At 70.4% G+C, this 21,685-nt stretch carries 24 protein-coding genes; 7 read left to right on the plus strand and 17 right to left on the minus strand.

Annotated features, from left to right (window positions below; all coding sequences use genetic code 11):
• The first annotated feature begins 2 nt into the window (after positions 1-2).
• Positions 3-992: a helix-turn-helix transcriptional regulator gene (locus tag C8K38_RS11070; protein ID WP_097211558.1), complete on the plus strand. Its 990-nt coding sequence runs from the start codon at positions 3-5 to the stop codon at positions 990-992.
• A 160-nt stretch (positions 993-1,152) separates the two neighbouring features.
• Here C8K38_RS11070 and C8K38_RS11080 read toward each other — a convergent pair whose 3' ends face one another.
• From C8K38_RS11080 to C8K38_RS11095, 4 genes are read right to left on the minus strand one after another with little or no spacing between them, the layout of a single operon-like run.
• Complete coding sequence (locus C8K38_RS11080; RefSeq protein ID WP_245220994.1) at positions 1,153-1,521, minus strand: hypothetical protein; 369 nt, start codon at positions 1,519-1,521, stop codon at positions 1,153-1,155.
• Between the two features lie 22 nt (positions 1,522-1,543).
• Complete coding sequence (locus tag C8K38_RS11085) at positions 1,544-2,188, minus strand: DNA alkylation repair protein (protein WP_097211560.1); 645 nt, start codon at positions 2,186-2,188, stop codon at positions 1,544-1,546.
• 14 nt (positions 2,189-2,202) lie between these two features.
• Positions 2,203-2,595 (minus strand): VOC family protein, encoded by a 393-nt coding sequence (locus C8K38_RS11090; RefSeq protein WP_097211503.1) that lies wholly within the window; start codon positions 2,593-2,595, stop codon positions 2,203-2,205.
• A complete protein-coding gene (locus C8K38_RS11095) occupies positions 2,592-2,876 on the minus strand; it encodes an ArsR/SmtB family transcription factor (RefSeq protein ID WP_257017449.1) in 285 nt (94 codons plus the stop codon). The genes C8K38_RS11090 and C8K38_RS11095 overlap by 4 nt, the downstream gene beginning before the upstream one ends.
• A 160-nt stretch (positions 2,877-3,036) precedes the next feature.
• Here C8K38_RS11095 and C8K38_RS11100 point away from each other — a divergent pair, with 160 nt between their 5' ends.
• The 3 genes from C8K38_RS11100 to C8K38_RS11110 all read left to right on the plus strand — a co-directional run bounded on the left by C8K38_RS11100 (position 3,037) and on the right by C8K38_RS11110 (position 5,133).
• The gene (locus tag C8K38_RS11100) at positions 3,037-4,293 is read left to right on the plus strand and encodes an MFS transporter (RefSeq protein WP_097211505.1); all 1,257 of its coding nucleotides are present in this window, start codon (positions 3,037-3,039) and stop codon (positions 4,291-4,293) included.
• 88 nt (positions 4,294-4,381) lie between these two features.
• The gene (locus C8K38_RS11105; protein WP_097211506.1) at positions 4,382-4,777 is read left to right on the plus strand and encodes a transcriptional regulator; all 396 of its coding nucleotides are present in this window, start codon (positions 4,382-4,384) and stop codon (positions 4,775-4,777) included.
• Positions 4,774-5,133 carry a DUF3817 domain-containing protein gene (locus C8K38_RS11110; RefSeq protein ID WP_027499786.1) on the plus strand — a complete coding sequence of 120 codons (360 nt, stop codon included), beginning with the start codon at positions 4,774-4,776 and terminating at the stop codon, positions 5,131-5,133. The genes C8K38_RS11105 and C8K38_RS11110 overlap by 4 nt, the downstream gene beginning before the upstream one ends.
• A gap of 243 nt (positions 5,134-5,376) precedes the next feature.
• On the opposite strand, the gene rdgB is transcribed toward C8K38_RS11110, so the two are convergent.
• The 10 genes from rdgB to clpS form a co-directional block, all read right to left on the minus strand.
• Entirely contained in the window at positions 5,377-5,994 is a 618-nt protein-coding gene (rdgB, locus tag C8K38_RS11115) for an RdgB/HAM1 family non-canonical purine NTP pyrophosphatase (RefSeq protein ID WP_097211507.1), read from the minus strand.
• Positions 5,987-6,775 carry a ribonuclease PH gene (rph, locus tag C8K38_RS11120; protein ID WP_027499784.1) on the minus strand — a complete coding sequence of 263 codons (789 nt, stop codon included), beginning with the start codon at positions 6,773-6,775 and terminating at the stop codon, positions 5,987-5,989. Before rph ends, rdgB begins: the two co-directional genes overlap by 8 nt.
• A 26-nt stretch (positions 6,776-6,801) precedes the next feature.
• On the minus strand, positions 6,802-7,560 hold the full coding sequence (locus C8K38_RS11125; protein WP_077043786.1) for a cyclic nucleotide-degrading phosphodiesterase: 759 nt from the start codon (positions 7,558-7,560) through the stop codon (positions 6,802-6,804).
• A gap of 107 nt (positions 7,561-7,667) precedes the next feature.
• A complete protein-coding gene (locus C8K38_RS11130; RefSeq protein ID WP_097211508.1) occupies positions 7,668-8,333 on the minus strand; it encodes a rhomboid family intramembrane serine protease in 666 nt (221 codons plus the stop codon).
• Positions 8,334-8,348: 15 nt separating this feature from the next.
• Positions 8,349-9,311, minus strand: a complete 963-nt coding sequence (locus C8K38_RS11135) for a cysteine synthase (RefSeq protein ID WP_097211509.1) — start codon at positions 9,309-9,311, stop codon at positions 8,349-8,351.
• A gap of 6 nt (positions 9,312-9,317) precedes the next feature.
• Complete coding sequence (locus C8K38_RS11140) at positions 9,318-9,590, minus strand: MoaD/ThiS family protein (protein ID WP_097211510.1); 273 nt, start codon at positions 9,588-9,590, stop codon at positions 9,318-9,320.
• A gap of 8 nt (positions 9,591-9,598) precedes the next feature.
• Positions 9,599-10,033, minus strand: a complete 435-nt coding sequence (locus C8K38_RS11145; RefSeq protein ID WP_097211511.1) for a Mov34/MPN/PAD-1 family protein — start codon at positions 10,031-10,033, stop codon at positions 9,599-9,601.
• 26 nt (positions 10,034-10,059) lie between these two features.
• Positions 10,060-11,139, minus strand: coding sequence for a P1 family peptidase (locus C8K38_RS11150; protein WP_257017446.1), 1,080 nt, complete (start codon positions 11,137-11,139; stop codon positions 10,060-10,062).
• Positions 11,136-11,711, minus strand: a complete 576-nt coding sequence (gene aosR, locus C8K38_RS11155) for an oxidative stress transcriptional regulator AosR (protein ID WP_097211512.1) — start codon at positions 11,709-11,711, stop codon at positions 11,136-11,138. Before aosR ends, C8K38_RS11150 begins: the two co-directional genes overlap by 4 nt.
• A gap of 47 nt (positions 11,712-11,758) precedes the next feature.
• Entirely contained in the window at positions 11,759-12,094 is a 336-nt protein-coding gene (clpS, locus tag C8K38_RS11160; protein WP_077043788.1) for an ATP-dependent Clp protease adapter ClpS, read from the minus strand.
• A 96-nt stretch (positions 12,095-12,190) separates the two neighbouring features.
• On the opposite strand from clpS, the gene C8K38_RS11165 reads away from it, so the two are divergent.
• The 3 genes from C8K38_RS11165 to C8K38_RS11175 are packed head-to-tail and all read left to right on the plus strand — an operon-like array spanning position 12,191 to position 16,196.
• Positions 12,191-13,519, plus strand: a complete 1,329-nt coding sequence (locus C8K38_RS11165) for a nicotinate phosphoribosyltransferase (RefSeq protein WP_097211513.1) — start codon at positions 12,191-12,193, stop codon at positions 13,517-13,519.
• A gap of 9 nt (positions 13,520-13,528) precedes the next feature.
• The gene (locus C8K38_RS11170) at positions 13,529-14,137 is read left to right on the plus strand and encodes an isochorismatase family protein (RefSeq protein ID WP_097211562.1); all 609 of its coding nucleotides are present in this window, start codon (positions 13,529-13,531) and stop codon (positions 14,135-14,137) included.
• Between the two features lie 25 nt (positions 14,138-14,162).
• On the plus strand, positions 14,163-16,196 hold the full coding sequence (locus C8K38_RS11175; RefSeq protein ID WP_097211514.1) for an ATP-dependent DNA helicase: 2,034 nt from the start codon (positions 14,163-14,165) through the stop codon (positions 16,194-16,196).
• Positions 16,197-16,202: 6 nt separating this feature from the next.
• Here C8K38_RS11175 and C8K38_RS11180 read toward each other — a convergent pair whose 3' ends face one another.
• The 3 genes from C8K38_RS11180 to glgP all read right to left on the minus strand — a co-directional run bounded on the left by C8K38_RS11180 (position 16,203) and on the right by glgP (position 21,605).
• A complete protein-coding gene (locus tag C8K38_RS11180) occupies positions 16,203-17,525 on the minus strand; it encodes a diacylglycerol/lipid kinase family protein (RefSeq protein WP_097211563.1) in 1,323 nt (440 codons plus the stop codon).
• A 1-nt stretch (position 17,526) separates the two neighbouring features.
• Positions 17,527-18,936: a DUF2252 domain-containing protein gene (locus C8K38_RS11185; RefSeq protein ID WP_373560247.1), complete on the minus strand. Its 1,410-nt coding sequence runs from the start codon at positions 18,934-18,936 to the stop codon at positions 17,527-17,529.
• Positions 18,937-19,016: 80 nt separating this feature from the next.
• Positions 19,017-21,605, minus strand: coding sequence for an alpha-glucan family phosphorylase (gene glgP / locus C8K38_RS11190; protein ID WP_097211515.1), 2,589 nt, complete (start codon positions 21,603-21,605; stop codon positions 19,017-19,019).
• Between the last annotated feature and the right edge of the window lie 80 nt (positions 21,606-21,685).

Consider the following 21,685-nt stretch of genomic DNA (forward strand, 5'->3'; position numbering starts at 1 on the left):
GTGTGTTGGAAACCTCGGCTCGACTCCTCGAACTCCTGTCGCTCCTGCAGACGCCCCGCGTGTGGACCGGCGCCGACCTGGCCGAGCGCCTGGGGGTCGATGCGCGGACCATCCGCCGCGACATCGACAAGCTGCGCAACCTCGGCTACCCCGTGCATGCGGTCGCCGGAGCGGCCGGCTACCGACTGGGCGCGGGAACCAAGTTGCCCCCGCTGCTGCTGAACGACGACGAGGCGGTCGCCGTCGTCCTCGGGCTGCGCACCGCCGCGGGCGGAACCATCACCGGCATCGAGGAGAGTTCGCTGCGGGCGCTGACGAAGTTGGAGCAGATCCTCCCGCCGCGACTGCGCCACCGCGTCTCGGCGCTACAGGCCGCGACCGTCAGCATGCCGGCCGGAACCCCGGCTGTGGACCCGGACGTGCTCACCACGATCGCCGCCGTGATCCGCGACCACGAACAGCTCCGCTTCGACTACCGCACGCACGACGGCACCGAGATCCGGCGGGCGGCCGAACCGCATCGGCTCGTGCACACCGGGCGGCACTGGTACCTGGTCGGCTGGGATGTCGAGAAGAACGATTGGCGCACGTACCGTGTCGACCGCCTGCGTCCGCGCATCCCCAACGGACCGCGATTCACCCCGCGCGAGGCCCCCGAGGTGGACCTGACCGGCTGGGTGTCGCGCGGGGTCAGCACCGCCCCCTATCGCTATCAGGCGCGCATCACCCTCGAGGTATCGGCGGCCGTGGCTGTGGATCGCATCCCGCCGACCGTCGGCGTCATCGAGGCGATCGACGAGGGGCACTGCCTGCTGCACACCGGCTCGAACTCACTCGACGAAATAGCCGTCTACACCGGACTTTTCGGGTTCGGCTTCCGAGTGCACGAACCACCCGAACTCATCGACCACCTGCGCGCACTGGCGCACCGCGTCACCGCGGCCATCGCGCCCCCGGACGATGCGCCCGGTTCGGCTGAACACACATCATGATCCGACCCCACCGCCATAGGGGGCGGCACGCCGTTCCTGCCGCCGGTCACCGAAGACGTCCCGCGCGACCTGATCGAGACCATGACGTTCGGCTCGCGCGTGATCTACGAGCACTACCGGCGCGTTCGCGCTGACTCGGACTGACACCTCCGGCGCGCGCCTATTGACCGAAGGTGAAGCGCAAGTTGGCGTTGATGAGTACGTTCAGCCGCTTGCGCATACGAATGATCGTCGCGGCGTCGGGGACCGGATCGTCGAGGATCAACGTCCAGGTCAACGTTGCACTGCCGCGTGACGGCCCCTCGATGTCGAATCGGATGTTGGCGTCTGGGCGAAGTGGCCACAGCGAGGTCCACACGACGAGGTTCGGCTCGACGGATTCGGCGATCGTGGGGCGTTGTTCGTCCTCCTGGAGAAGTAGCCACGGGCGTGTCGGGTCGCGATCGGGATCGGTCAGCGCTTCGTAGAGGACATGGGGCGGTGGCGGCTGGGTGCGGCGCTTGCGAGCTACTTCAGGCACCCGGGCCATCCTTCCTTCGTACTGACGGAAATCACCGGACCTGTTGCCGGCGCACCATCTCGTTGATCCAGGTGGGCGCGAACGGAGACGTGCAGTTCGGCGGCGTCGGGTAGTCCTTGAGCACCTCCAGGCGCTCCCCGATATCGATTGCCCGGGAACGGAGCTCGGGGTGCTCGATCCCGATCTGAGCCAGGCAGTGGTTCATCGCCCACTGCAGACGGTCCGGGGCGTCTGCCATCTCCGCCTCGATGACGTCGAGCAGGCCCGCGAGGTCGAGGCCCTCGGGCTTCTTCGCCACGCGTTCGGTGGTCAGGGCCCAGCCGGCACTCGCGACAACGGGATCCGGATCGGCGAACCAGGCGAGGCGCAGCTCCTCGGAGTGCGGGTTCTTCTTCACCACATAGTTCACGAGCCAGTCGTGCACCTTGGGGGTGCGCGCGTCGCGCATCATGGCATCCAACTCGTCGCGGTCGAACGCCTTGGGGCGGCAGATCAGGAGCGCCAGCAGTCTCGCCGCGGTGTCCCCCGTCGCCCAGAGCTGGCCCGAGAGTTCCTGCTGCGTCTTCAGCCGCTTCGCGATCGCGCGCAGTTTGCCGAGGTTCACACCGTGATCGTCACCGTGCTTCTCGTTGACCGCGCGCGCCTTCGGGTCCTCGAGCGCGGCGAGTTCGGCCATCACCTCTGCCAGGGTCACGTCGACTTCTCCGTGATGATCTGGATGAGGTTGCCGCACGTGTCGTCGAAGACGGCCACGACCGCGGTCCCGATGTCGGTCGGCGGTTGCGTGAACACCACGCCCCTTCCGGTCAGCCGGGCATGTTCGGCCTCGACGTCGTCGACGGCGAACTGCGCGAGCGGAATACCGTCCTCGGCGAGTGCATCCCGGTACGGCTTCACCGCCGGGTGCCGCGCCGGCTCCAGCAGCAGTTGCGGGCCGTCGGGCGATTCGGGCGACACGACCGTGAGCCACGAGTCGTCGCCGAGGGGAATGTCGTGGTGCTTCGCGAAGCCGAGCACATCGGTGTAGAAGGCGAGTGCCGCTCGCTGGTCGTCGACGAACAAACTCGTCAGGTTGATTCTCATTGATCGTCACTCTCTCGGACAGGCCATCGTCTGCTGATCTCGGCGAGTGGCTCGGAATCGAAGTAATGAAATTTGGATCGTCCACGCCGCTCCGTCACGACCAGCCCCGCCGACTCGAGCACGCCGAGGTGCTGGGAGATCGCCTGACGTGTGAGGCCGAGACCATGCCGCACCAAGAGCAGGGAACAGATCTCGAACAGCGTCTGGCCGTCGCTCGTCGCCAGTTCGTCGAGGATGACACGCCTCGTCTCGTCGTCGAGAGCGCGATAGACGTTGACCACGACCCCACCATAGGCAAGTTGCCGCTTGCATATCAATCGTTCGGCGCTCGACCCAATAAGTAACAGTTCCATAACGTTACCTACCGCACACTCGGCTCATTCGCCATACTCCGTTGCGGTGTCGAGCGCGACACCGCCGAATCAAAGCGGGAGATGCCGAATGACAGCCGTTGGTGCCGAAGGGCTCGAAGACAGTCAATCGGATCTGGATGGGTCACCGCGGGCGTTTCCCGCCAGGCTGGCGATGGCGAACCTGGGACTCTTCCTCTCCGTGCTCACGCCGGTGGTCGTCACGCTCCAGCTTCGCGTCGAGCACCTCGATCCGGCACAGAAGGAGAACACCCTCGGCCTGGTACTCGGGGTCGGCGCCTTTCTCGCCCTGATCGGGAACCCGCTCGCCGGTCGCCTCTCCGATCGGACGTCCTCACGTTTCGGTCGGCGCAGGCCGTGGCTGATCGGCGGCGCCGTGGTGGGCACGGCGGGCCTGACGATCGTGGCGTTCGCACCGTCGATCCCGGTGCTGCTGGTCGGATGGTGCCTGGCGCAGCTGGCCTTCAACGGGGTGATGGCCGCACTGACGGCGACCATCCCCGATCACGTTCCCCCCGCCCAACGAGGATTGGCCTCGGGCGCAATGGGATTCAGTCAGATGCTGGCGCTCATCGTCGGCGTCGCGCTGGTCACCGTGGTGCCGGGCACCGCGAAGATCCTGGTGCCCGCCGTGGTCGGCCTGATCCTGATCACCGCCTTCGCGGTCACCCTCCCCGATCCGCAGGTGCCCGCCCCCCGCGATCGGTTCTCCCTGCGGATGTTCGCGGGCAGCTTCTGGGTCAATCCGCGGCTCCACCCGGACTTCGGATACGCCTGGCTCACCAGGTTCCTGGTCATGCTCGGCGTCTCGATGCCGATGACGTTCCTGTTGTTCTTCCTGCAGGATCGGCTCGACCTCTCCACGGATGAGGCCGCCACCGCACTCGCGACCCTGGTCGGCGTCAGCTACACCTGCACGGCGATCGCCGCTGCCGTCGGCGGCTACATCTCGGACCGGGCGGCACGCCGCAAGGCCTTCGTGATCGGGTCGGCGCTCATGCTGTCGGCGGGACTGGCGGTCCTGGCCATCGCGGACAGCTTCGCGATGGTGATGGTCGCCGAGCTCCTGCTGGGGATCGGCACCGGGTTGTTCTTCGCGGTGGACATGGCGCTGGTCACCGAGGTGCTGCCCGATCCGAAGACCGCGGCGAAGGACCTCGGTGTCATCAACATCGCGAACACGCTGCCGCAGTCGCTGGCGCCCGCCATCGCGCCGCTGATCCTGGCCGTGGGGCCCGACAAGAACTATCCGCTGCTCTTCACCTTCGCCGCGATCAGCGCGCTGATCGGGGCCCTGCTGGTCACCCGGATCAAGGCAGTGTCCTGACCACGGTCATCGCGGGGCCCGTGGGAGGGTGATCCACGCCTCCCCGGCTCCGTACCTGCGGCTCCGACGGCTCGGGTACCGTCGTTGTGTGGCCAGTTCACCCTCCCGTCGCAGACCAGCGCTGATTCTCTTCGTCGTCATCGCTGCGGCCGGGTGTCTCGCGCTCGGCTGGTGGCAGTGGACTCGCTTCGAGGCCGTCGGCGGCACCGGGCAGAACCTGGGCTACGCCTTCCAGTGGCCGCTGTTCGCGGCGTTCGTGGTGTACGCGTACCGGCGGTTCGTGCAGCTCGAGGACCGTGACCCGTCCGAGGACGCGGCCTCCTCCTCGGAGGTCCGCGAGATCCCCGCCGACGTGTTGCCCACGCGCACCCGGTCGGGCAACCAGAAGCTGGACGCGGACAACCCGGACGACGAAGCCCACCAGGCGTACAACAACTACCTCGCGCAGCTCAGAGCCGGCGAGGCCGATAGGAGCAGCACGTGAGCACGGCCCCCGACGAGACCGTCACCGCGACCGAAGTTCGCGACACCAAGAAGATCGCCTCGGCGCTGCTGCGCTACCGCGTCCTCGCCTACGCCACCGGCATCTGGCTGCTCGTGCTCACCGCGGAGATGGTCGCGAAGTACGTGTTCAAGGTGGACAACCTGCCGAGCTGGATCGCGATCGTGCACGGCTGGGTCTACTTCGTCTACCTGATCCTCACGATGGACCTCGCGGTGAAGGTGCGCTGGCCCGTCGGCCGCACCATCGGCACCCTGCTCGCGGGCACCGTCCCGTTCCTGTCGTTCTTCGTCGAGCACTGGCGCACCCAGCAGGTCAAGCGCGACTTCGGCGTCTGATCGCCCGGCGGCGATGCCCTAGGACCCGCCGCCGCCCAGGATCACGGGCTGACCCGTCAGGTACGCGATCAGGTACGTGATCCAGCCCTGCGGCGTCACGGGAATCATCATCGGCGACATCTGCACGTCCTCACAGCGATGGTCGGGGCGCAGGCCGCCCCGCTGGCCCGTCGAGTGTGCACCTTCCGACGCATCGCCCGAAAGGGGACGCGCGGAACTGCACACTCGACGGGCGGGCGGAACCTAGCTGCCGGCCAGCGCGGCGATCGCGGGCACCAGCTGCGCCAGCGCCCGGCCGCGGTGCGAGGCCGCGTCCTTCTCCTCGGGGGTCAGCTGCGCCGCCGAGCGCGACTCCCCCTCCGGCACGAACACCGGGTCGTAACCGAATCCGCCGTCGCCGCGGGGCTCCCTGGCGATGGCCCCGGGCCACGTTCCGCGCACCACCGACTCCTCGCCGCCGGGCACCACGAGCGCACATGCAGAGACGAAGGCCGCTCCCCTGCGCTCGTCCGGCACGTCGGACAGCTGCGCGAGCACCAGCGCGGTGTTCGCCGCGTCGTCACCGTGTCCGCCCGACCACCGCGCAGACAGCACCCCCGGCATCGCGTTCAGCGCGTCCACCTCGAGCCCCGAATCGTCCGCGACGCACGGCAGCCCGGTGGCCGCGGCGCCGTCGCGGGCCTTGGCCAGCGCGTTGCCCTCGAAGCTCGCCTCGGTCTCGGGCGCCTCCGGGAACGGCGGCACCTCGTCGAGGCCGACGAGCTCGATGCCGCTGACCCCGGCCGCCTCGAGCACGCGCCGAAGCTCCTTGAGCTTCTTCGCGTTTCGGCTCGCGACGAGAAGTCGGACGGCCTCAGGCACCGAACTTCTTCTTCGCCGCCTCGGGCTCCTTCGGCTCGGGCAGCTCACCCGGGTACGGCAGCGCGAGCGCCTGCTTCTGCACCTCGAACAGCTGCTCGCAGCCGGCCAGCGCCGAGTCGAGGAGCTTGTCCAGCGTGGTGCGCGGGAAGGTCGCGCCCTCCCCGGTGCCCTGCACCTCGACCAGGGTGCCGGTGTCCGTCGCGACGACGTTCATGTCGACCTCGGCGCGCGAATCCTCCTCGTAGGGCAGGTCAAGCCGCACCCGGCCGTCGACGACGCCGACGCTGACCGCGGCGATCGCGCAGGACAGCGGCTGCGGGTCGGCCAGCCGGCCGGCCGCGCGCAGGTAGGTGACGGCGTCCGCCAGCGCGACATAGGCGCCGGTGATCGCCGCGGTCCTGGTGCCACCGTCGGCCTGCAGCACGTCGCAGTCGATGGCGATGGTGTTCTCGCCGATCGCGGCGAGGTCGATGCAGGCGCGCAGCGAGCGGCCGACCAGCCTGCTGATCTCCTGGGTGCGTCCGCCGACCTTGCCCTTGACCGACTCACGGCCGCTGCGGGTGTGGGTCGCGGCGGGCAGCATCGCGTACTCGGCGGTCAGCCAGCCGAGGCCGGAGCCCTTGCGCCAGCGCGGCACGCCCTCCTCGACGCTCGCGGTGCACATCACGCGGGTGCCACCGAATTCGACGAGAACCGATCCGGCCGGATGGCTCGTGAAGCCCCGGGTGATCCGTACCTCGCGGAGTTCGTCGTCCGCCCTGCCATCCAGTCGTCTGCTCACGGGCGCAAGCCTAGACGTCCCGCGACTCAGATCTCGAAGACGTCCCCGGGCGAGACGGCGTGGACGGGTCCGGAGAACTCGGCCTTGGCCTCGGCGATGACGTCCTCGCGGGAGGTCCACGGCGGGATGTGCGTGAGCAGCAGTTCGCCGACCCCCGCCCTTGCCGCGACCTGTCCGGCCTCGGTGCCGGAGAGGTGGATCCCCTTCGGGCGGTCGGGGTGATGGGTCCAGGAGGCCTCGGCCAGCAGCACATTCGCGCCGCGGGACAGCTCGACCACCTCGTCGCACATCCCGGTGTCGCCGGTGTAGACGAGGGTCCGGCCCGCGGGATCGCTGATCCGCAACCCATACGCCTCCGGCGGATGGAACACCCGGCGCGAGGTGACGGTGAGCGCGCCGTGGCTCATGGATCCGCCGTCGGTGAAGGCGCGCAGGTCGATCGTGTCGGAGATGTCGTCGTACTCGCCGCCGCACTCCGAGGAGGCGGCACCGATCCGGCAGGCGGTGTCCGTCGGCCCGCAGACAACGGCCCGGCCGGCAGGCGGATTGGGGTGGTAGCGACGCCACACCAGCAGCCCCGGCAGGTCGAGGCAGTGATCCGCGTGCAGGTGGGTCAGGAAGATCGACACCTGACCGGGGTCGGCGTAACGCTGCAGCGCTCCGAGCACGCCGGGGCCGAAGTCAAGGACCGCGGGCGGGGTGTCCGGAGCGGTCAAGAGGTAGCCCGAGGCGGGCGAGTCGGGACCCCCGACGCTGCCCGAACAACCCAGGACGGTGATGCGCATGTTTCCCATGCTGCCACGACCACCTGATCCGGAAAAAGCTTCGGGTGGAATCGAGACCAAATGCCGCCCCGTGATCCGCTGCGCCGGGCGTCACACCTGCGCGTTCGCTACCGGTTCAACGCCTTCGCCTCGCGCGCCTTGCGGACATCGGAGGCCAGCACCCAGGCGGCGACGACACCGCCGATCGCGCCGAACAGGTGCCCTTCCCAGGAGATCCCGGGCTGGCCGGGCAGCACGCCCCACAGCGCCCCGCCGTAGATCACCAGCACGACAAGCCCTAGGGCCATCTGCCCGAAATGCCGGGCGAAGATGCCGCGGGTGATCAGGTAGGTCAGCCAGCCGAACACGAGCACCGAGGCGCCGAGATGGTTGTTCACCGAGCCGAACAGCCACACCCCGACACCGCCGATCACCCAGATGATGCCGGTGGCCGCGAGCCCGCGCCCGATGCCCGACAGCATGACCAGGAATCCGAGCACCAGCAGCGGGATGGTGTTCGCGACCAGGTGCGCCCACCCGCCGTGCAGCACCGGCGCGAAGACGATCCCCCACAGGCCGTCGACGGTCCTCGGCTGGATGCCGCCGTTGTCGAGGCTGCCCTTGACGAGCATGTCGATGAACTCGAGGACGTACAGCCCGACCACGAAGCCGCCGATGACCGCGGCCGCCTGCTGCCACATCGGGCGCTCGGCCGCAGGCCTGGTCGCGGGCGGGTTCGACGGCACCGACAGAGCGGGGTTGGTGTACTTGAACGGGTCACCCGGGGTGCTCATCCGAACCTCTTTCCGTCACGCCCACAGCTGCCCATCCAGGGCCGCCTCCGCATCCTCGAGGGTACCGGCGTACGCACCGGTCGACAGATACTTCCAGCCGCCGTCGGCCACGATGAAGGCGATGTCGGCGCGGGCTCCCGCCTTGATCGCCTTGGCCGCGACCCCGAGCGCCGCGTGCAGGACGGCCCCGGTCGAGACGCCCGCGAAGATGCCCTCCCGCTCGATCAGTTCCCGCGTCCGCCGCACCGCGTCGAACGGGCCGACCGAGAACCTCGAGGTGAGCACCGACTCGTCGTACAGCTCGGGGATGAAGCCCTCGTCGATGTTGCGCAGGCCGTAGACCAGTTCGCCGTAGCGCGGCTCGGCGGCCACGATCTCGATTCCCGGCACGTGTTCGCGCAGAAAGCGTCCCGTGCCCATCAGGGTGCCGGTGGTGCCGAGTCCGGCCACGAAATGAGTGATCTCCGGCAGGTCGCGCAGCAACTCCGGTCCGGTGCCCTCGTAGTGCGCGGCCGGATTCGCCGGGTTTCCGTACTGGTAGAGCATCACCCACTCGGGGTGCTCCGCGGCGATCGCCTTCGCCCGCGCCACCGCCTCGTTGGAGCCGCCGCGCGCGGGCGAGTCGATGATCTCGGCGCCGAACATGGTCAGCAGCTGCCTGCGCTCGATCGAGGTGTTCTCCGGCATCACGCAGATCAGCCGGTAGCCCTTGAGCTTGGCGGCCATCGCCAGCGAGATCCCGGTGTTGCCGCTGGTCGGCTCCAGGATGGTGGCGCCGGGCGTGAGCAGTCCGTCCCGCTCGGCCTGCTCGATCATCCGCAGCGCGGGCCGATCCTTCACCGAGCCGGTGGGATTGCGATCCTCCAGCTTGGCCCACAGCCGCACCGGCGCCTCCCCCGTCCAGCGCGGGGAAAGGTGCGGCAGCCCGACCAGCGGTGTGTCGCCCAGGGTCTCGATCAGCGAGTCGTACCGGGCCACCGCGGATCAGCCTCCGGCGACGGCGGGCAGGATGGTGACCGAGTCCCCGTCGGCCACCGCGGTGTCGAGTCCGCCGGAGAAGCGCACGTCCTCGTCGTTGACGTACACGTTGACGAACCGGTGCAGCTTGCCCTCGTTGATCAGCCGGTCCTTGAGCCCGGCGTGGTTGGCCTCGAGGTCGTCGATCACCGCGGCCAAGGTGGAACCCGTTGCCTGCAACCGCTTCTCACCGTCGGTGTGGTTGCGGAGGATGGTGGGGATGGAAACGATGACGGCCATCGGGGCTCCTAGTGGGGGTTCTGTGCGTACGGGTAGCTCGGCACCACGTCGACCGGTTCCTCGGTGACCACGCCGTCGACGATCCGGAAGCTGCGCAGCTCGTGCGTGTCCGGATCGCGGGTGGAGATCAGCACATAGTGCGCGTCGGGTTCGGAGGCGAAGGAGACGTCGGTGCGACTGGGATATGCCTCGGTGGCGGTGTGCGAGTGATAGATGACCACCGGCGCCTCGTCGGCAGCCTCCATCGCACGCCACAGCCGCAGCTGCTCGCCGGAGTCGAAGCGGTAGAAGGTCGGCGAGCGCTCGGCGTTGATCATCGGGACGTGCCGCAGCGGCCGATCGCCGCCCTCGGGGCCGGCGATGATGCCGCAGGCCTCATCTGGATGATCGGCACGAGCGTGCGCGACCATCGCCTCGACGAGGTCGGATCTGATCACCAACACCTGCGCCTCCGATGTGTTCGCCCAGCTTAGACGTCGAATGCTGACGAAAACAGCTCCCGATAGCTCGGTATTCCCGCGACCGCCGTTGCCGCGAGGACGGCACCGACGATCGCCCGCGTCACCGCGTCGGCCGCGGCCGCGCACACCGCGTCGAGCAGCGCCAGCTCCGCGGGGAAGGCGGCGGGCAGCGGGACTGGGGCGGGCGCGGTCGCCCTGGTGCCGGTCGCAAGGGCGAACAGCGTGTCCCCGTCGAGCGGCGAGTGCGCGGGCCGGATCGCCCGGGCCAGGCCGTCGTGGCCCGCGACGGCGACCCGCCTGCAGCCGGCCTTGCTCAGCGCGGCATCGGTCGCCACCACCCCGATGGTGGTGTTCAGGACGGTGCCCTTCTGCCCGAGCTCGATCGCCGCGGCCAACTCGGCGGCATCCGGGACCCGCAGGCCCCAGCTCGCGGCCTCGGCCACCCCGACCCCCCACGGCAGACCGGTGCCCGGATCGAACACGGAGCCAACGGGATTGGCGACGATCAGCGCCGCGACCGTGACGCCTTCGGCCGCCCCTGCGCCGAGCACGAGGCTGGCAGTGCCGACACCGCCCTTGAGCACCCCGGCGCGCGCACCGACCCCGGCACCAACGGATCCGACCGCGAACTCCGCAGCCGCCGCCTCCGCCGCGAGAAATCCGTGATCCGCGGTCGGCCGCACCGACCAGTCCCCCACCGGCAGGTCGAAGATCACCGCTCCCGGCACGATCGGGACGACATGGCCGTCGGCGTCCATCGGGATCCCGCGACCGTGCTCCTCGAGCCAGCGCATCACCCCGTCCGCGGCTGCCAGCCCGTAGGCGCTGCCCCCGGTCAGCAGCACCGCGTCCACCTGCTGGACGGTGTGGCTCGGATCGAGCAGGTCGGTCTCGCGGGTGCCGGGCCCGCCGCCGCGCACATCGACGGACGCGGTGGCGCCGCCTGGCGCCAGCACCACGGTGCAGCCCGTCGCCCGGCCCGAGCCGAGTCCGGCGTCCCGGTCCAGCTCGTGGTGGTGCCCGACCAGCAGGCCCTCGACATCGGCCAGCGAGTTCCGCGGCCCGCTGCGCACCCCCGCGCCCGTCACGGGACCAGGACCTGCACCAGGGAGTCCTGCATCCAGGTGAGCCAGTGATAGACGTCCAGGTGCGGCGCCCGCGGGTCGTCGGGCTCGAGCTCGTCCGGGGTGTCGGCGTCGATGCCGATGGTGGTCCCCAGGGCCAGGCGCACGTCGTTGAGTCCTGCGAGCCACGCGTCGGCCTGTTCGGGGGTCAGCGAGACCTTGCCACCCTCCGGCGGCACCGTCTGCAGGATCACCGATCCCGCCGCCAGCTTGGCGTCGATGATCTCCGGCTCGTGCAGACTGCGCAGTGCCGCATTCATATTCGCGCCCTGTGCCGGTGTGCCCTCGCGGTCGGCCTCGGCCCGGTAGAAGTTCGGCAGCAGTCGGGCCAGAGTGGCATCCGTTGGGGCGTCACTGTTCCCGGTACGCAGACCGGTCAGCTCGGCGAGGTCGTCCTGCGGCACCGCGGCCGCCCGGTCCTCGAGCAGCGCCAGGACAGACGAGACCAGCGACCTGAGGACCGAGGCCTCTCGTGCGTCCATCTCGGAGCGAATCTTCACGCCGCCCAGCGAATTCTTTCGGCTCCATGTGCGCACGTTGCGTACCTGCGGGTCCTTTCAGGATCGGTGGTCGGGGATCTCCGCTAGCTGTCGCGCTGCATCGTCGCCCACAGGCCTGCCTGGTGGAGACGGTTCACATCGTGCTCCATCTTGTCGCGGGATCCGGACGACACGACGGCTTTGCCCTCCTTGTGGACCTGCATCATCAGGTCGGTGGCCCTCGCCTTGCTGTAGCCGAACAGCTTCTGGAAGATGAAGGTCACGTAGTGCATGAGGTTCACGGGGTCGTCCCAGACGACGGTCACCCAGGGCTTGTCCTCCGCTTCCAGGATCTCCTCGACCTCGGATTCGGCTGGCGTGACCTGCGGCGACGCTGCGGGCATCCTCGCCATGGGAATAGTTGTCGGGCACTGGGCCATGACTCCAGAGTACGACGTGCTCAGGAAAGAGAAAACCTCCGAACGCAGGACGGGCACGTCCGCGCATCACGGGTCCGCGACTCGTAAGGTGGGCGCGTGACGAACAACGCCTCGGACTGGTCCCAGCCGAAGACGAGCACCGCGCTGCTCACCGACCAGTACGAGCTGACGATGCTCTCGGCCGCGCTCGGCGACGGTTCGGCGCACCGCCGCTGCAGCTTCGAGGTCTTCGCGCGCAGGCTGCCCGCCGGGCGCCGGTACGGCGTCGTCGCCGGCATCGGCCGGTTGCTCGACACGCTGCCCCGCTTCCGGTTCGGTGAGCCGGAGCTGGCCGTCGTGTCCGAGTTCCTGAACGAGCAGACGGTGGACTGGCTGCGGAACTACCGCTTCTCCGGCGACATCGACGGCTACCGGGAGGGCGAGCTGTACTTCCCTGGCTCGCCGATCCTCTCGGTGCGCGGCACCTTCGCCGAATGCGTGCTCCTCGAGACGTTGACGCTCTCGATCCTCAACCACGACAGCGCGATCGCCTCCGCCGCCGCACGCATGGTCAGCGCCGCTGCCGGCAGGCGGATGATCGAGATGGGCTCGCGGCGCGCCCACGAGGAATCGGCCGTGGCCTGCTCCCGCGCGGCGTACCTGGCCGGGTTCACCGCGACCTCGAACCTGGAGGCAGTCCGCCGCTACGGCGTGCCTGGCGCGGGGACCAGCGCGCACGCGTTCACGCTGCTGCACAACACCGTCGCCGGCCCGGACGAGGCGGCCGCGTTCCGCGGTCAGGTCGCGGCGCTCGGACTGGGCACCACCCTGCTGGTGGACACCTACGACATCACCGAGGGCGTCAAGACCGCCATCGCCGTCGCCGGGCCGGAGCTCGGCGGCGTGCGGATCGACTCGGGCGATCTCGGCGTGTGGGCCCGCCAGGTGCGCGCGCAGCTCGACGAGCTGGGCGCGACGAAGACGAAGATCGTGGTGTCCGGCGATCTGGACGAATACGCGATCGCGGCGCTGCGGGCCGAACCGGTGGACACTTATGGGGTGGGCACCGCGCTGGTCACCGGCTCAGGCGCACCCACGGCGGGCATGGTCTACAAGCTTGTGGAGGTGGAGGGCATCCCGGTGGCCAAGCGCAGCAGCCACAAGGAGTCGCGCGGCGGGACCAAGCGCGTGCTCCGTTTCGCCCGGCCCACCGGGACCGCGGTCGAGGAGGTCGCGTTCCCGGCCGACGCGCCCGCGCCCGAGAGCGGCGGTCTGATCGCGCACGACCTGCTGGTCCCGATGGTGCGGGGCGGCGAGGTGGTGACGGGTCTGCCCACCCTGGACGAGGGCCGCGACCTGCTCGCCCAGCGGCTCGTCAGCCTGCCGTGGGAGGGACTCAAGCTCTCCCAGGGCGATCCCGCGATCCCCACCCGGTTCGTGGGCTAGGTGACGGCGATGAACCCCACCGACTCCCCTGCCACCCCGAAGCGGGCGCTGATCGTCGTCGACGTGCAGAACGACTTCTGCGAGGGCGGCTCGCTGGCCGTCGCGGGCGGCGCGGCGGTTGCGGCCGACATCTCCGCCCTGCTCGGCTCCGCGGCGGCAGGTGAGTACGACGCGATCGTCGCCACCAGGGACTTCCACATCGACCCCGGCGCGCACTTCTCCGACGAACCCGACTACGTGGACAGCTGGCCGCCGCACTGCCTGGCCGGGACGCCAGGTGCCGGGTTCCATCCCGCCCTCGACCTGCGATCGGTCGAGGAGGTGTTCTCCAAGGGCGCCCACTCGGCCGCCTACTCGGGCTTCGAGGGCTCGGCGGCGTCCGGGCGGTCCCTGGCGGACTGGCTGCGTGACCGCGAGATCGCCGCCGTCGACGTGGTCGGCATCGCCACCGACCACTGCGTCCGCGCGACCGCGCTCGACGCGGCGCGCGAGGGCTTCGAGACCAGGGTGCTGCTGCGGTACACGGCCGCGGTGTCCCCCGACTCCGTGCCGTCGGTGCTCGAGCGGCTCCGCGGCGCGGGCGTCACCCCGGTGGGTCAGGTCGCTGCGGCGAACTGACGGCGGCGCCGAGTAGCCTTGGTCGGTGCCTGAACTCCCCAACGTGCCCGACCTGCTCTCCGTGGCGGTGCAGGCGTTGGGCGGCGCCGAACGCACCAACCAGCTGACCATGGCGTCGGCGGTCGCGCACGCCATCGACACCGGCGAGCACCTCGCCGTGCAGGCGGGCACCGGTACCGGCAAGTCGCTCGCCTACCTGGTGCCCAGCATCCGGCACGCCGTCGAAAGCGGGCGCACCGTGGTCATCTCCACCGCCACCATCGCGCTGCAACGCCAGCTCGTCGACCGCGACCTGCCGCGCCTGTCCGATGCCCTCGCGGGCGCGCTTGGCAGGCGGCCGGAGTTCGCGATCCTCAAGGGCCGCAACAACTACCTGTGCCTGAACAAGATCCACACCGGGGCATCAGAAGACACTGCGGAGTCGGCCGAGCTGTTCGACGCGTTCGCGATCTCCCGGCTCGGCCGCGAGGTGCAGCGGCTGACCAAATGGTCCTCCGACACCGAGACCGGCGACCGGGACGAGCTGGTGCCCGGCGTGAGCGATCAGTCGTGGCGCCAGGTGAGCGTCACCTCGCGCGAGTGCCTTGGCAAGTCGAGCTGCCCCGTCGGCGAGGACTGCTTCGCGGAGCGGGCGCGGGCCGAGGCCTCGAAGGTCGACGTGGTGGTCACCAACCACGCGATGCTCGCGATCGACGCGATCACCGGCATCGCCGTCCTGCCCGAGCACGACGTGGTGGTGATCGACGAGGCACACGAACTGGTCGACCGGGTGACGGGGGTGGCCACCGCCGAGCTGGCGCCGTCGACCATCAGCGCCGCCGCGCGCAGGTGCGTCAAGCTCGTCGAGGAGCAGGACGCGGACCGGTTCGAGGCCTCGGCGGAGGGCTGGGACGCGGTGCTCGAGGAGCTGCATGCCGGCCGCTGGGAAGGACTGCCCGACGGCGCGGGCCACGCGCTGGCCGCCGTCCGAGATGCGGCCTGGGCGGTGCGCACGGCGATCGGGCCTGCGCGGCCGGGGATGAACGCCACCGACCCCGAGGCGGCCGCCGCCCGCAACGCCGCGCTCGCGGCCGTCGACGAGGTGCACGACAACGCCGTCCGCGTGCTCACCGCGTTCGACGAACCGGACCCGGCCAAGCGCCGCGACGTGGTCTGGCTCGCCGACGAGGAGCGGCGGGGCAAGCTCGTCCGGATGGCGCCGCTGTCGGTCGGCGGGCTGCTGCGCTCGCGGCTGTTCGCGGAGTCGACCGTGGTGCTCACCTCCGCGACCCTGACGGTCGGCGGATCGTTCGACGGGCTCGCGGTGAACTGGGGCCTGCCCGCCGAGTCCGGCACCCGCGTCGATCCGGCGATGGCGACCGGCACCGAGGCGCCCGCGGACGAGGCCGCCATCCGGTGGAATTCGCTCGACGTCGGCTCGCCGTTCGACCACGCCAAGGCGGGCATCCTCTACGTCGCCAAGCACCTGCCCGCCCCCGGCCGGGACGGGCTGGCACCGAGCTATCTCGACGAGATCGCCGAACTGGTGACCGCGGCCGGTGGCCGCACCCTCGGGCTGTTCTCCTCGATGCGCGCCGCGAAGGCCGCCGCCGAGGTCATGCGCAAGCGCCTCGACACCCCGGTGCTGTGCCAGGGCGACGACGCCACCGGGCAGCTGGTCCGCGCGTTCGCCGAGGACGAGGCCACCTCGCTGTTCGGCACGCTGTCGCTGTGGCAGGGCGTGGACGTGCCCGGCCCGTCGCTGAGCCTGGTGATCCTGGACCGGATCCCGTTCCCGCGGCCAGACGATCCGCTGCTGGTGGCCCGCCAGCGCGCGGTCGAGTCCCGCGGTGGCAACGGCTTCCTCTCGGTGGCGGGCAATCACGCCGCGCTGCTGCTGGCGCAGGGCGTGGGTCGGCTGCTGCGCAGCGTCGACGACCGCGGCGTGATCGCGATGCTGGACTCCCGGCTCGCGACGGCCCGCTACGGCGGCTACCTTCGCGCCTCGCTGCCGCCGTTCTGGGAGACCTCCGATCCCGAGGTCGTGCGCAAGGCGCTCGCCAGGCTGACGGCGGGCTGAGCCCCGCTACCTCGGCCGGTGTGCCCACCCGGCCAGCGCGCGTAGCCGAACCCAGTCGACCGCGACCTTGAACGGCGGCACCCCAGGGCGGTCCCTCGGCAGCCGCACCCGCAACGCCCCCGGCCTGATGGTGCACCGCACCGGCGTGGCGAGCATGAGCGATTCGCCGTCGACGCCGACCGGTATCGCCGGCGCATCGGCATCGACGGTCACCTCGCGGACCGTGTGCTGGGTCATGCCGCGTTCGTGCGCACGGTTGAGCAACCCGACGGCCTGGCGCGCGCCATCCACCGCCACGGTCACGACCCCGAGCACGCCGCGGTCCAGTCGCGCCCGTCGGCCAAGACCCGCGAGGTCACTGGTCTGATAGGGGCCGTTGCTCACCAGTACCGCCTGGGGACCCTCAACCGTGAGGCCGCCGGTTCGGGCGATCAGCCTCGCCCCCGCGCTCCCGCCCAGCAGGTCCGGCAGCATGCGGAGCACGGTCCCGGTCTTGTCGTCCCGGTACGCCGGACTCTGCACCACCTCGGCGTACACCCCGAACGAGGCGTTGTTGACGAAGGTGCGCCCGGCGATCTCCCCGAGGTCGACGCGGACCTCGACGCCGTCCCGCAACGCCTCGATGCCGGCGGCCGGGTCGTCGCGATCGAGCCCGAGATCCAGCGCGAAGTGGTTGCGGGTGCCCGCGCTGATCACCAGGAACGGTAGGTCGTGTTCGGCCGCGACCCCTGCGACGAGGGCCTGGGTCCCGTCCCCGCCCGCCACCCCGAGCAGGTCGGCACCCCTGCGCACCGCGTCGCGGGCCAACGCCTCCACGTCGATGGTGTCCGGTCCCTCGAGCAGGGCGACCTCCGCGCCGAGCTCCTCGGCCTTGCGCTGCAGCCCGAACCTGGCCACCTTGCCGCCACCCGAGTGCGGATTCATCACCAGAAAGGGCTGCCGGGGCGGCGGGACGCTGCGCTCGTCCATCGCGGACTCGGCGCGCTCGGCCTCGAGGGCGGTGCGGGCGCACAGGGCCGCGAGGAGCACGAGCACGTACGAGACCACCACCACCCACAGCAGGTTCGCGCTGACGAACGCGGACAGGACCGCGATCGGGACGAGCACGGCCACACCCAGCCAGATCCACCGTGGCACACCGCGATGGGTGAGGAACCAGTACAGGGCCGCCACCATCACCACGACCCCGCCGATGCCCGCGGCCAGCAGCACCAGCGTGCTCAGCAGGCCCGCTGCCACGATCGGGACCACGGCCGCGGCCACGGCGGCCGCGAAGGCCGCCCGCGCCCACCAGCGCCGACTCCGGTCCGGATCGTCGTGCCCCGCCATCTCAGAGTCCGGACCGCGCCGCGACCCGCCCACCGGCGATCGCCTCGAGTAACGCCGCGTGATCGTGCGCGGTCTGAGCGGCGTAGGACTGTGCGAACGCCGCGATTGCCTCGTCGAACTCGGTGCTGGACCCGAGGTACTCGGCGATCGCGATCCGGTCGCCCGACCTGGCGTGCGCATAGGCAAGCGCACGGCCGCACAGGCGCCCGTAGAGCGTCATCCCCGTCGGCGTCATCGCCTCGATCACCGCTGACCCCTTGCCATCTCGCAACTGCCGCAGATAGTAGTCGCGCCGCACGCCGTCCACTCCGATGCCCTGCTGCCACCCCAGGAAGATGTCGCTGGCGGCCTGCATCAGCCGCTGACCGTGGACCACCCGCTCGCCCTCGTTCTCGAACGAGGGCCCCTCGAGGTAATCCGACAACACGGACGGCACCGCCTCCTTGGCCTGCAGGAACAGCGGGTCCTCGTCATCCACGCCGCGGAACAGGATGATCCAGCATCGCGTCCCGACGCTGCCGACCCCGACCACCTTGCGCGCCACCTGGACCAGCTCGAACTGCTCGAGCGGCACCCGGCGATCCCACTGCAGCGTCGAGCGGTAATCGCTCAGACGCTGGCGCAGTTCGCGATTCAACTCGTCGGCATCGGCGTCGGCGAAGACCTCCTCGATCGGGACCAGCAGGGGCGGATTGCTGAGGATCTTCCGTCTGCCGTCGACCACCGTGGTCAGCTTCCCCAGCGCCTGGACGCTGTCGCGGTTCCACGACTTCTCCAGCGTCTTGCGCATCCGCTTGCTCGACGACGAGTCCAGTTGATCGGCCAGTTCAACGAGCTCCTCGGTGGGTTCGATGTGGGAGTACCACACCGCCAGGGTGCCCCGCTCCGCCTGGAGCGCCATCGTCTCCCGGTACTCGGCGGCACACCCCCTTGCGATCCTGGCCCGCTGTTTGGTGCCGAACCCGGTGTCCCGCGACGCGACCTCGAGGCTGGCGACCAGGCGCTTGACGTCCCACTCGAAGGGACCGGGATAGGTCTCGTCGAAGTCGTTGATGTCGAACGCCAGCCTGCGCTCCGGCGTCGCGTAGATCCCGAAATTGCTCAGGTGCGCGTCCCCGCACAGGTGAGTGTTCAGTCCCGAGGACGGGGCGCGCGAGAGGTCGTCCGCCATGACGAGGGCGGAGCCACGGAAGAAGGCGAACGCCGAGGTCGCCATCCGCCCGTATCGAACCGGGACGAGCTGCGGGATGCGGGCCGCCGCCTGGGTCTCGAGCAGGCCGACCGGATCACGCTCGGCGCCGGGGTGGTGCTCCGCGAGTGAAGCGAACGGCGTCTCCCGGCGCGCGGCGCGACCTCGCTCCGCGCGCTCGGCCCTGCTCGGGTGTGCACCCGATTCCGCTGCCGGCGCCACGACTTCGATTGTCCACCCCGCGGGCCGTCCCCACGTCGGGTTCGCGCGCATCCGTGGCCGGTGGCGGCGCCGCGGTCCGCCTACAGGTGCGGCACCGCCAGCAGGCCCGGTTCGGCGTCGGAGGCAAGCAACGGGTGGTGTGGCAGCACCCGCACCGTGTAGCCGACCGCCCCGGAGTGCGGGACCGTGGTGTCGGCGACGAACAGCTCGCCGAGCTCGTCCGAACCCGCGTGCCGCATCGGCACGGTGACCACATCGCTCAGTTCCTCGTCAGCCCCCACCCGGCCGAGCACCGCCTGCACGGTGACCTCGGCGACGGCGAGACCGGCGAGCCGCACGTACGCGCGCAGCGACAGGTCCGCACCGATCACCCGGGTGTCCGGCAGCCCGGAGCTGTCGACCTGAACCACCTGCACGTCGGGCCAGGCCGCCTCGACGCGGCCGCGGTACTCCGCGATCTGCCGCGCCGCCGCGAAACCGTCCGCGACCACGGCCCGCGCGGACCGGGCGGCAGGTGCGTAGTAGTCGACGGCGTAGTCGCGAACCATCCTCGACGCCAACACCTTCGGGCCCAGGTGCTGCAGGGTGTGGCGGACCATCTGCACCCAGCGGGCAGGCACCCCGTCCGCGTCGCGGTCGTAGAACTTCGGCAGCACCGACCGCTCCAGCAGCCCGTACATCGCGCCCGCCTCGAGGTCGTCGCGGCGCACCTCGTCGGTCACGCCGTCCGCGGTGGGGATCTCCCAGCCGTTCTCGCCGTCGAACATCTCGTCCCACCAGCCGTCGCGGATGGACAGGTTCAGCCCGCCGTTGAGCGCCGACTTCATCCCCGACGTGCCGCAGGCCTCCAGCGGCCGCAGCGGGTTGTTCAGCCACACGTCGCAGCCCCAGTACAGGTACCGAGCCATGGACATGTCGTAGTCGGGCAGGAACACGATCCGGTGCCGGACATCGGCCTCGTCCGCGAAGCGCACCACCTGCTGGATCAGCGCCTTGCCGCCCTCGTCGGCCGGGTGGCTCTTGCCCGCCACCACCAGCTGCACCGGCCGGTCGGGGTCGAGCAGCATCGCCCGCAGCCGGTCCGGATCACGCAGCATCAGGGTCAGCCGCTTGTAGGTCGGGACCCGGCGGGCAAAGCCGACGGTCAGCACCTCGGGATCGAAAACACCCGAAACCCAACCGAGTTCGGCGTCGGTGGCGCCGCGCTCGAGCCACGATGCCCGCACCCTCCTGCGGACCTCCTGCACCAGCTGCTCGCGCAGCGTGTTGCGGGTCGACCACAGGTCGGCGGGCGCGATCTCCTGTAGCCGCTCCCAGCCGCGCGCCTCCTCGACCAGCTCGGGTCCCACCGCGCGGCGGGCCAGGTCCATCCATTCCCTCGCGGCCCAGGTCGGGGCGTGCACGCCGTTGGTCACCGAGCCGATCGGGACCTCGGCGGCATCGAATCCCGGCCACAGGCCGTTGAACATCTCCCGGCTGACGATCCCGTGCAGCTTCGAGACGCCGTTGGCACGCTGACCCAGCCGCAGTCCCATGTGGGCCATGTTGAACACCGACGGGTCGTTCTCGCGGCCGAGGTCGATGATCCGGTCCACCGTCAGACCGGGCAGCAGGGCGGACTCGTTCTCGCCGCCGACCCCACCGAAGTAGTGCCGGACGAGATCGGCGGGGAACCGGTCGATGCCCGCGGGCACCGGGGTGTGCGTGGTGAACACGGTGGCCGCCCGCACCGCGGCGAGCGCGGAGTCGAAGTCCAGGCCGGACCCGGTGATCAGCTCCCGAATCCGTTCCACCCCGAGGAAACCCGCGTGGCCCTCGTTCATGTGGAAGACCTCGGGATCGGCGAGCCCGAGCGAATGGGTGTACGCGCGCACCGCGCGCACTCCGCCGATGCCTGCGAGGATCTCCTGCTTGATCCGATGGTCCTGGTCGCCGCCGTACAGCCGGTCGGTCACCCCGCGCAGCTCCGGGTCGTTCTCTGCGATGTCGGAGTCGAGCAGCAACAGCGGAACCCGCCCCACCTGGGCGATCCACACCCGGGCCCGGAGCACCCGGTTGCCCGGCATCGCGACCCGCAACAGCACCGGCGCCCCCGAGTCGGGCTCGGTGAGCAGCCGCAGCGGCAGGCCCTGCGGGTCAAGCGAGGGATAGTGCTCCGCCTGCCAGCCGTCGGCCGTCAGCGACTGACGGAAGTAGCCGGACCGGTAGAGGAGGCCGACACCGATCAGCGGAACCCCGAGGTCCGAGGCGGCCTTGAGGTGGTCGCCTGCCAGGATCCCGAGCCCGCCCGAGTAGTTCGGGAGCACCTCGCTGACGCCGAACTCCATTGAGAAGTAGGCGATCCCGCCGGCCAGGTCGGCGCCCTTCGCCTGCTGGTTCTGGTACCAGCGCGGTTGGCCGAGGTAGGTGTCCAGGTCCTGCTCGAGCCGGTCGAGCTCGGCGACGAAGTCGTCGTCGACCGCCAGTTCGTCCAGGCGGGCGGGCGAGACCTCGCCGAGCATCCGGATCGGGTCGTGGCGGACCTGCGTCCACAGCGCGGGGTCCATCCGGCCGAACAGATCCTGGGTCTCGGGATGCCAGGACCAGCGCAGGTTCGTCGACAGCTGCTCGAGGGCGGCCAGCCTGGCGGGGAGGTGGGCACGGACGGTGAACCGACGCAAGGCTTTCACCCTGCGAAGACTACCCATTCCGGCCGCCGGGGGCGTGTTGCGCGGGACGCGAGATTCGGCCAGCGCTTCCCGTACAACTA

This window comes from Rhodococcus sp. OK611, assembly GCF_003050885.1.
GTDB lineage: Bacteria > Actinomycetota > Actinomycetes > Mycobacteriales > Mycobacteriaceae > Rhodococcus_G > Rhodococcus_G oryzae.

What these genes read in the sequence shown, in the direction of transcription:
- C8K38_RS11080 (WP_245220994.1), bottom strand. Translation starts at nt 1,521, where the DNA reads ATGGCCCGGGTGCCTGAAGTAGCTCGCAAGCGCCGCACCCAGCCGCCA.
- C8K38_RS11085 (WP_097211560.1), bottom strand. Translation starts at nt 2,188, where the DNA reads ATGGCCGAACTCGCCGCGCTCGAGGACCCGAAGGCGCGCGCGGTCAAC.
- C8K38_RS11090 (WP_097211503.1), bottom strand. Translation starts at nt 2,595, where the DNA reads ATGAGAATCAACCTGACGAGTTTGTTCGTCGACGACCAGCGAGCGGCA.
- C8K38_RS11100 (WP_097211505.1), top strand. Translation starts at nt 3,037, where the DNA reads ATGACAGCCGTTGGTGCCGAAGGGCTCGAAGACAGTCAATCGGATCTG.
- C8K38_RS11125 (WP_077043786.1), bottom strand. Translation starts at nt 7,560, where the DNA reads ATGCGCATCACCGTCCTGGGTTGTTCGGGCAGCGTCGGGGGTCCCGAC.
- C8K38_RS11130 (WP_097211508.1), bottom strand. Translation starts at nt 8,333, where the DNA reads ATGAGCACCCCGGGTGACCCGTTCAAGTACACCAACCCCGCTCTGTCG.
- C8K38_RS11140 (WP_097211510.1), bottom strand. Translation starts at nt 9,590, where the DNA reads ATGGCCGTCATCGTTTCCATCCCCACCATCCTCCGCAACCACACCGAC.
- clpS (WP_077043788.1), bottom strand. Translation starts at nt 12,094, where the DNA reads ATGGCCCAGTGCCCGACAACTATTCCCATGGCGAGGATGCCCGCAGCG.
- C8K38_RS11170 (WP_097211562.1), top strand. Translation starts at nt 13,529, where the DNA reads ATGAACCCCACCGACTCCCCTGCCACCCCGAAGCGGGCGCTGATCGTC.
- C8K38_RS11180 (WP_097211563.1), bottom strand. Translation starts at nt 17,525, where the DNA reads ATGGCGGGGCACGACGATCCGGACCGGAGTCGGCGCTGGTGGGCGCGG.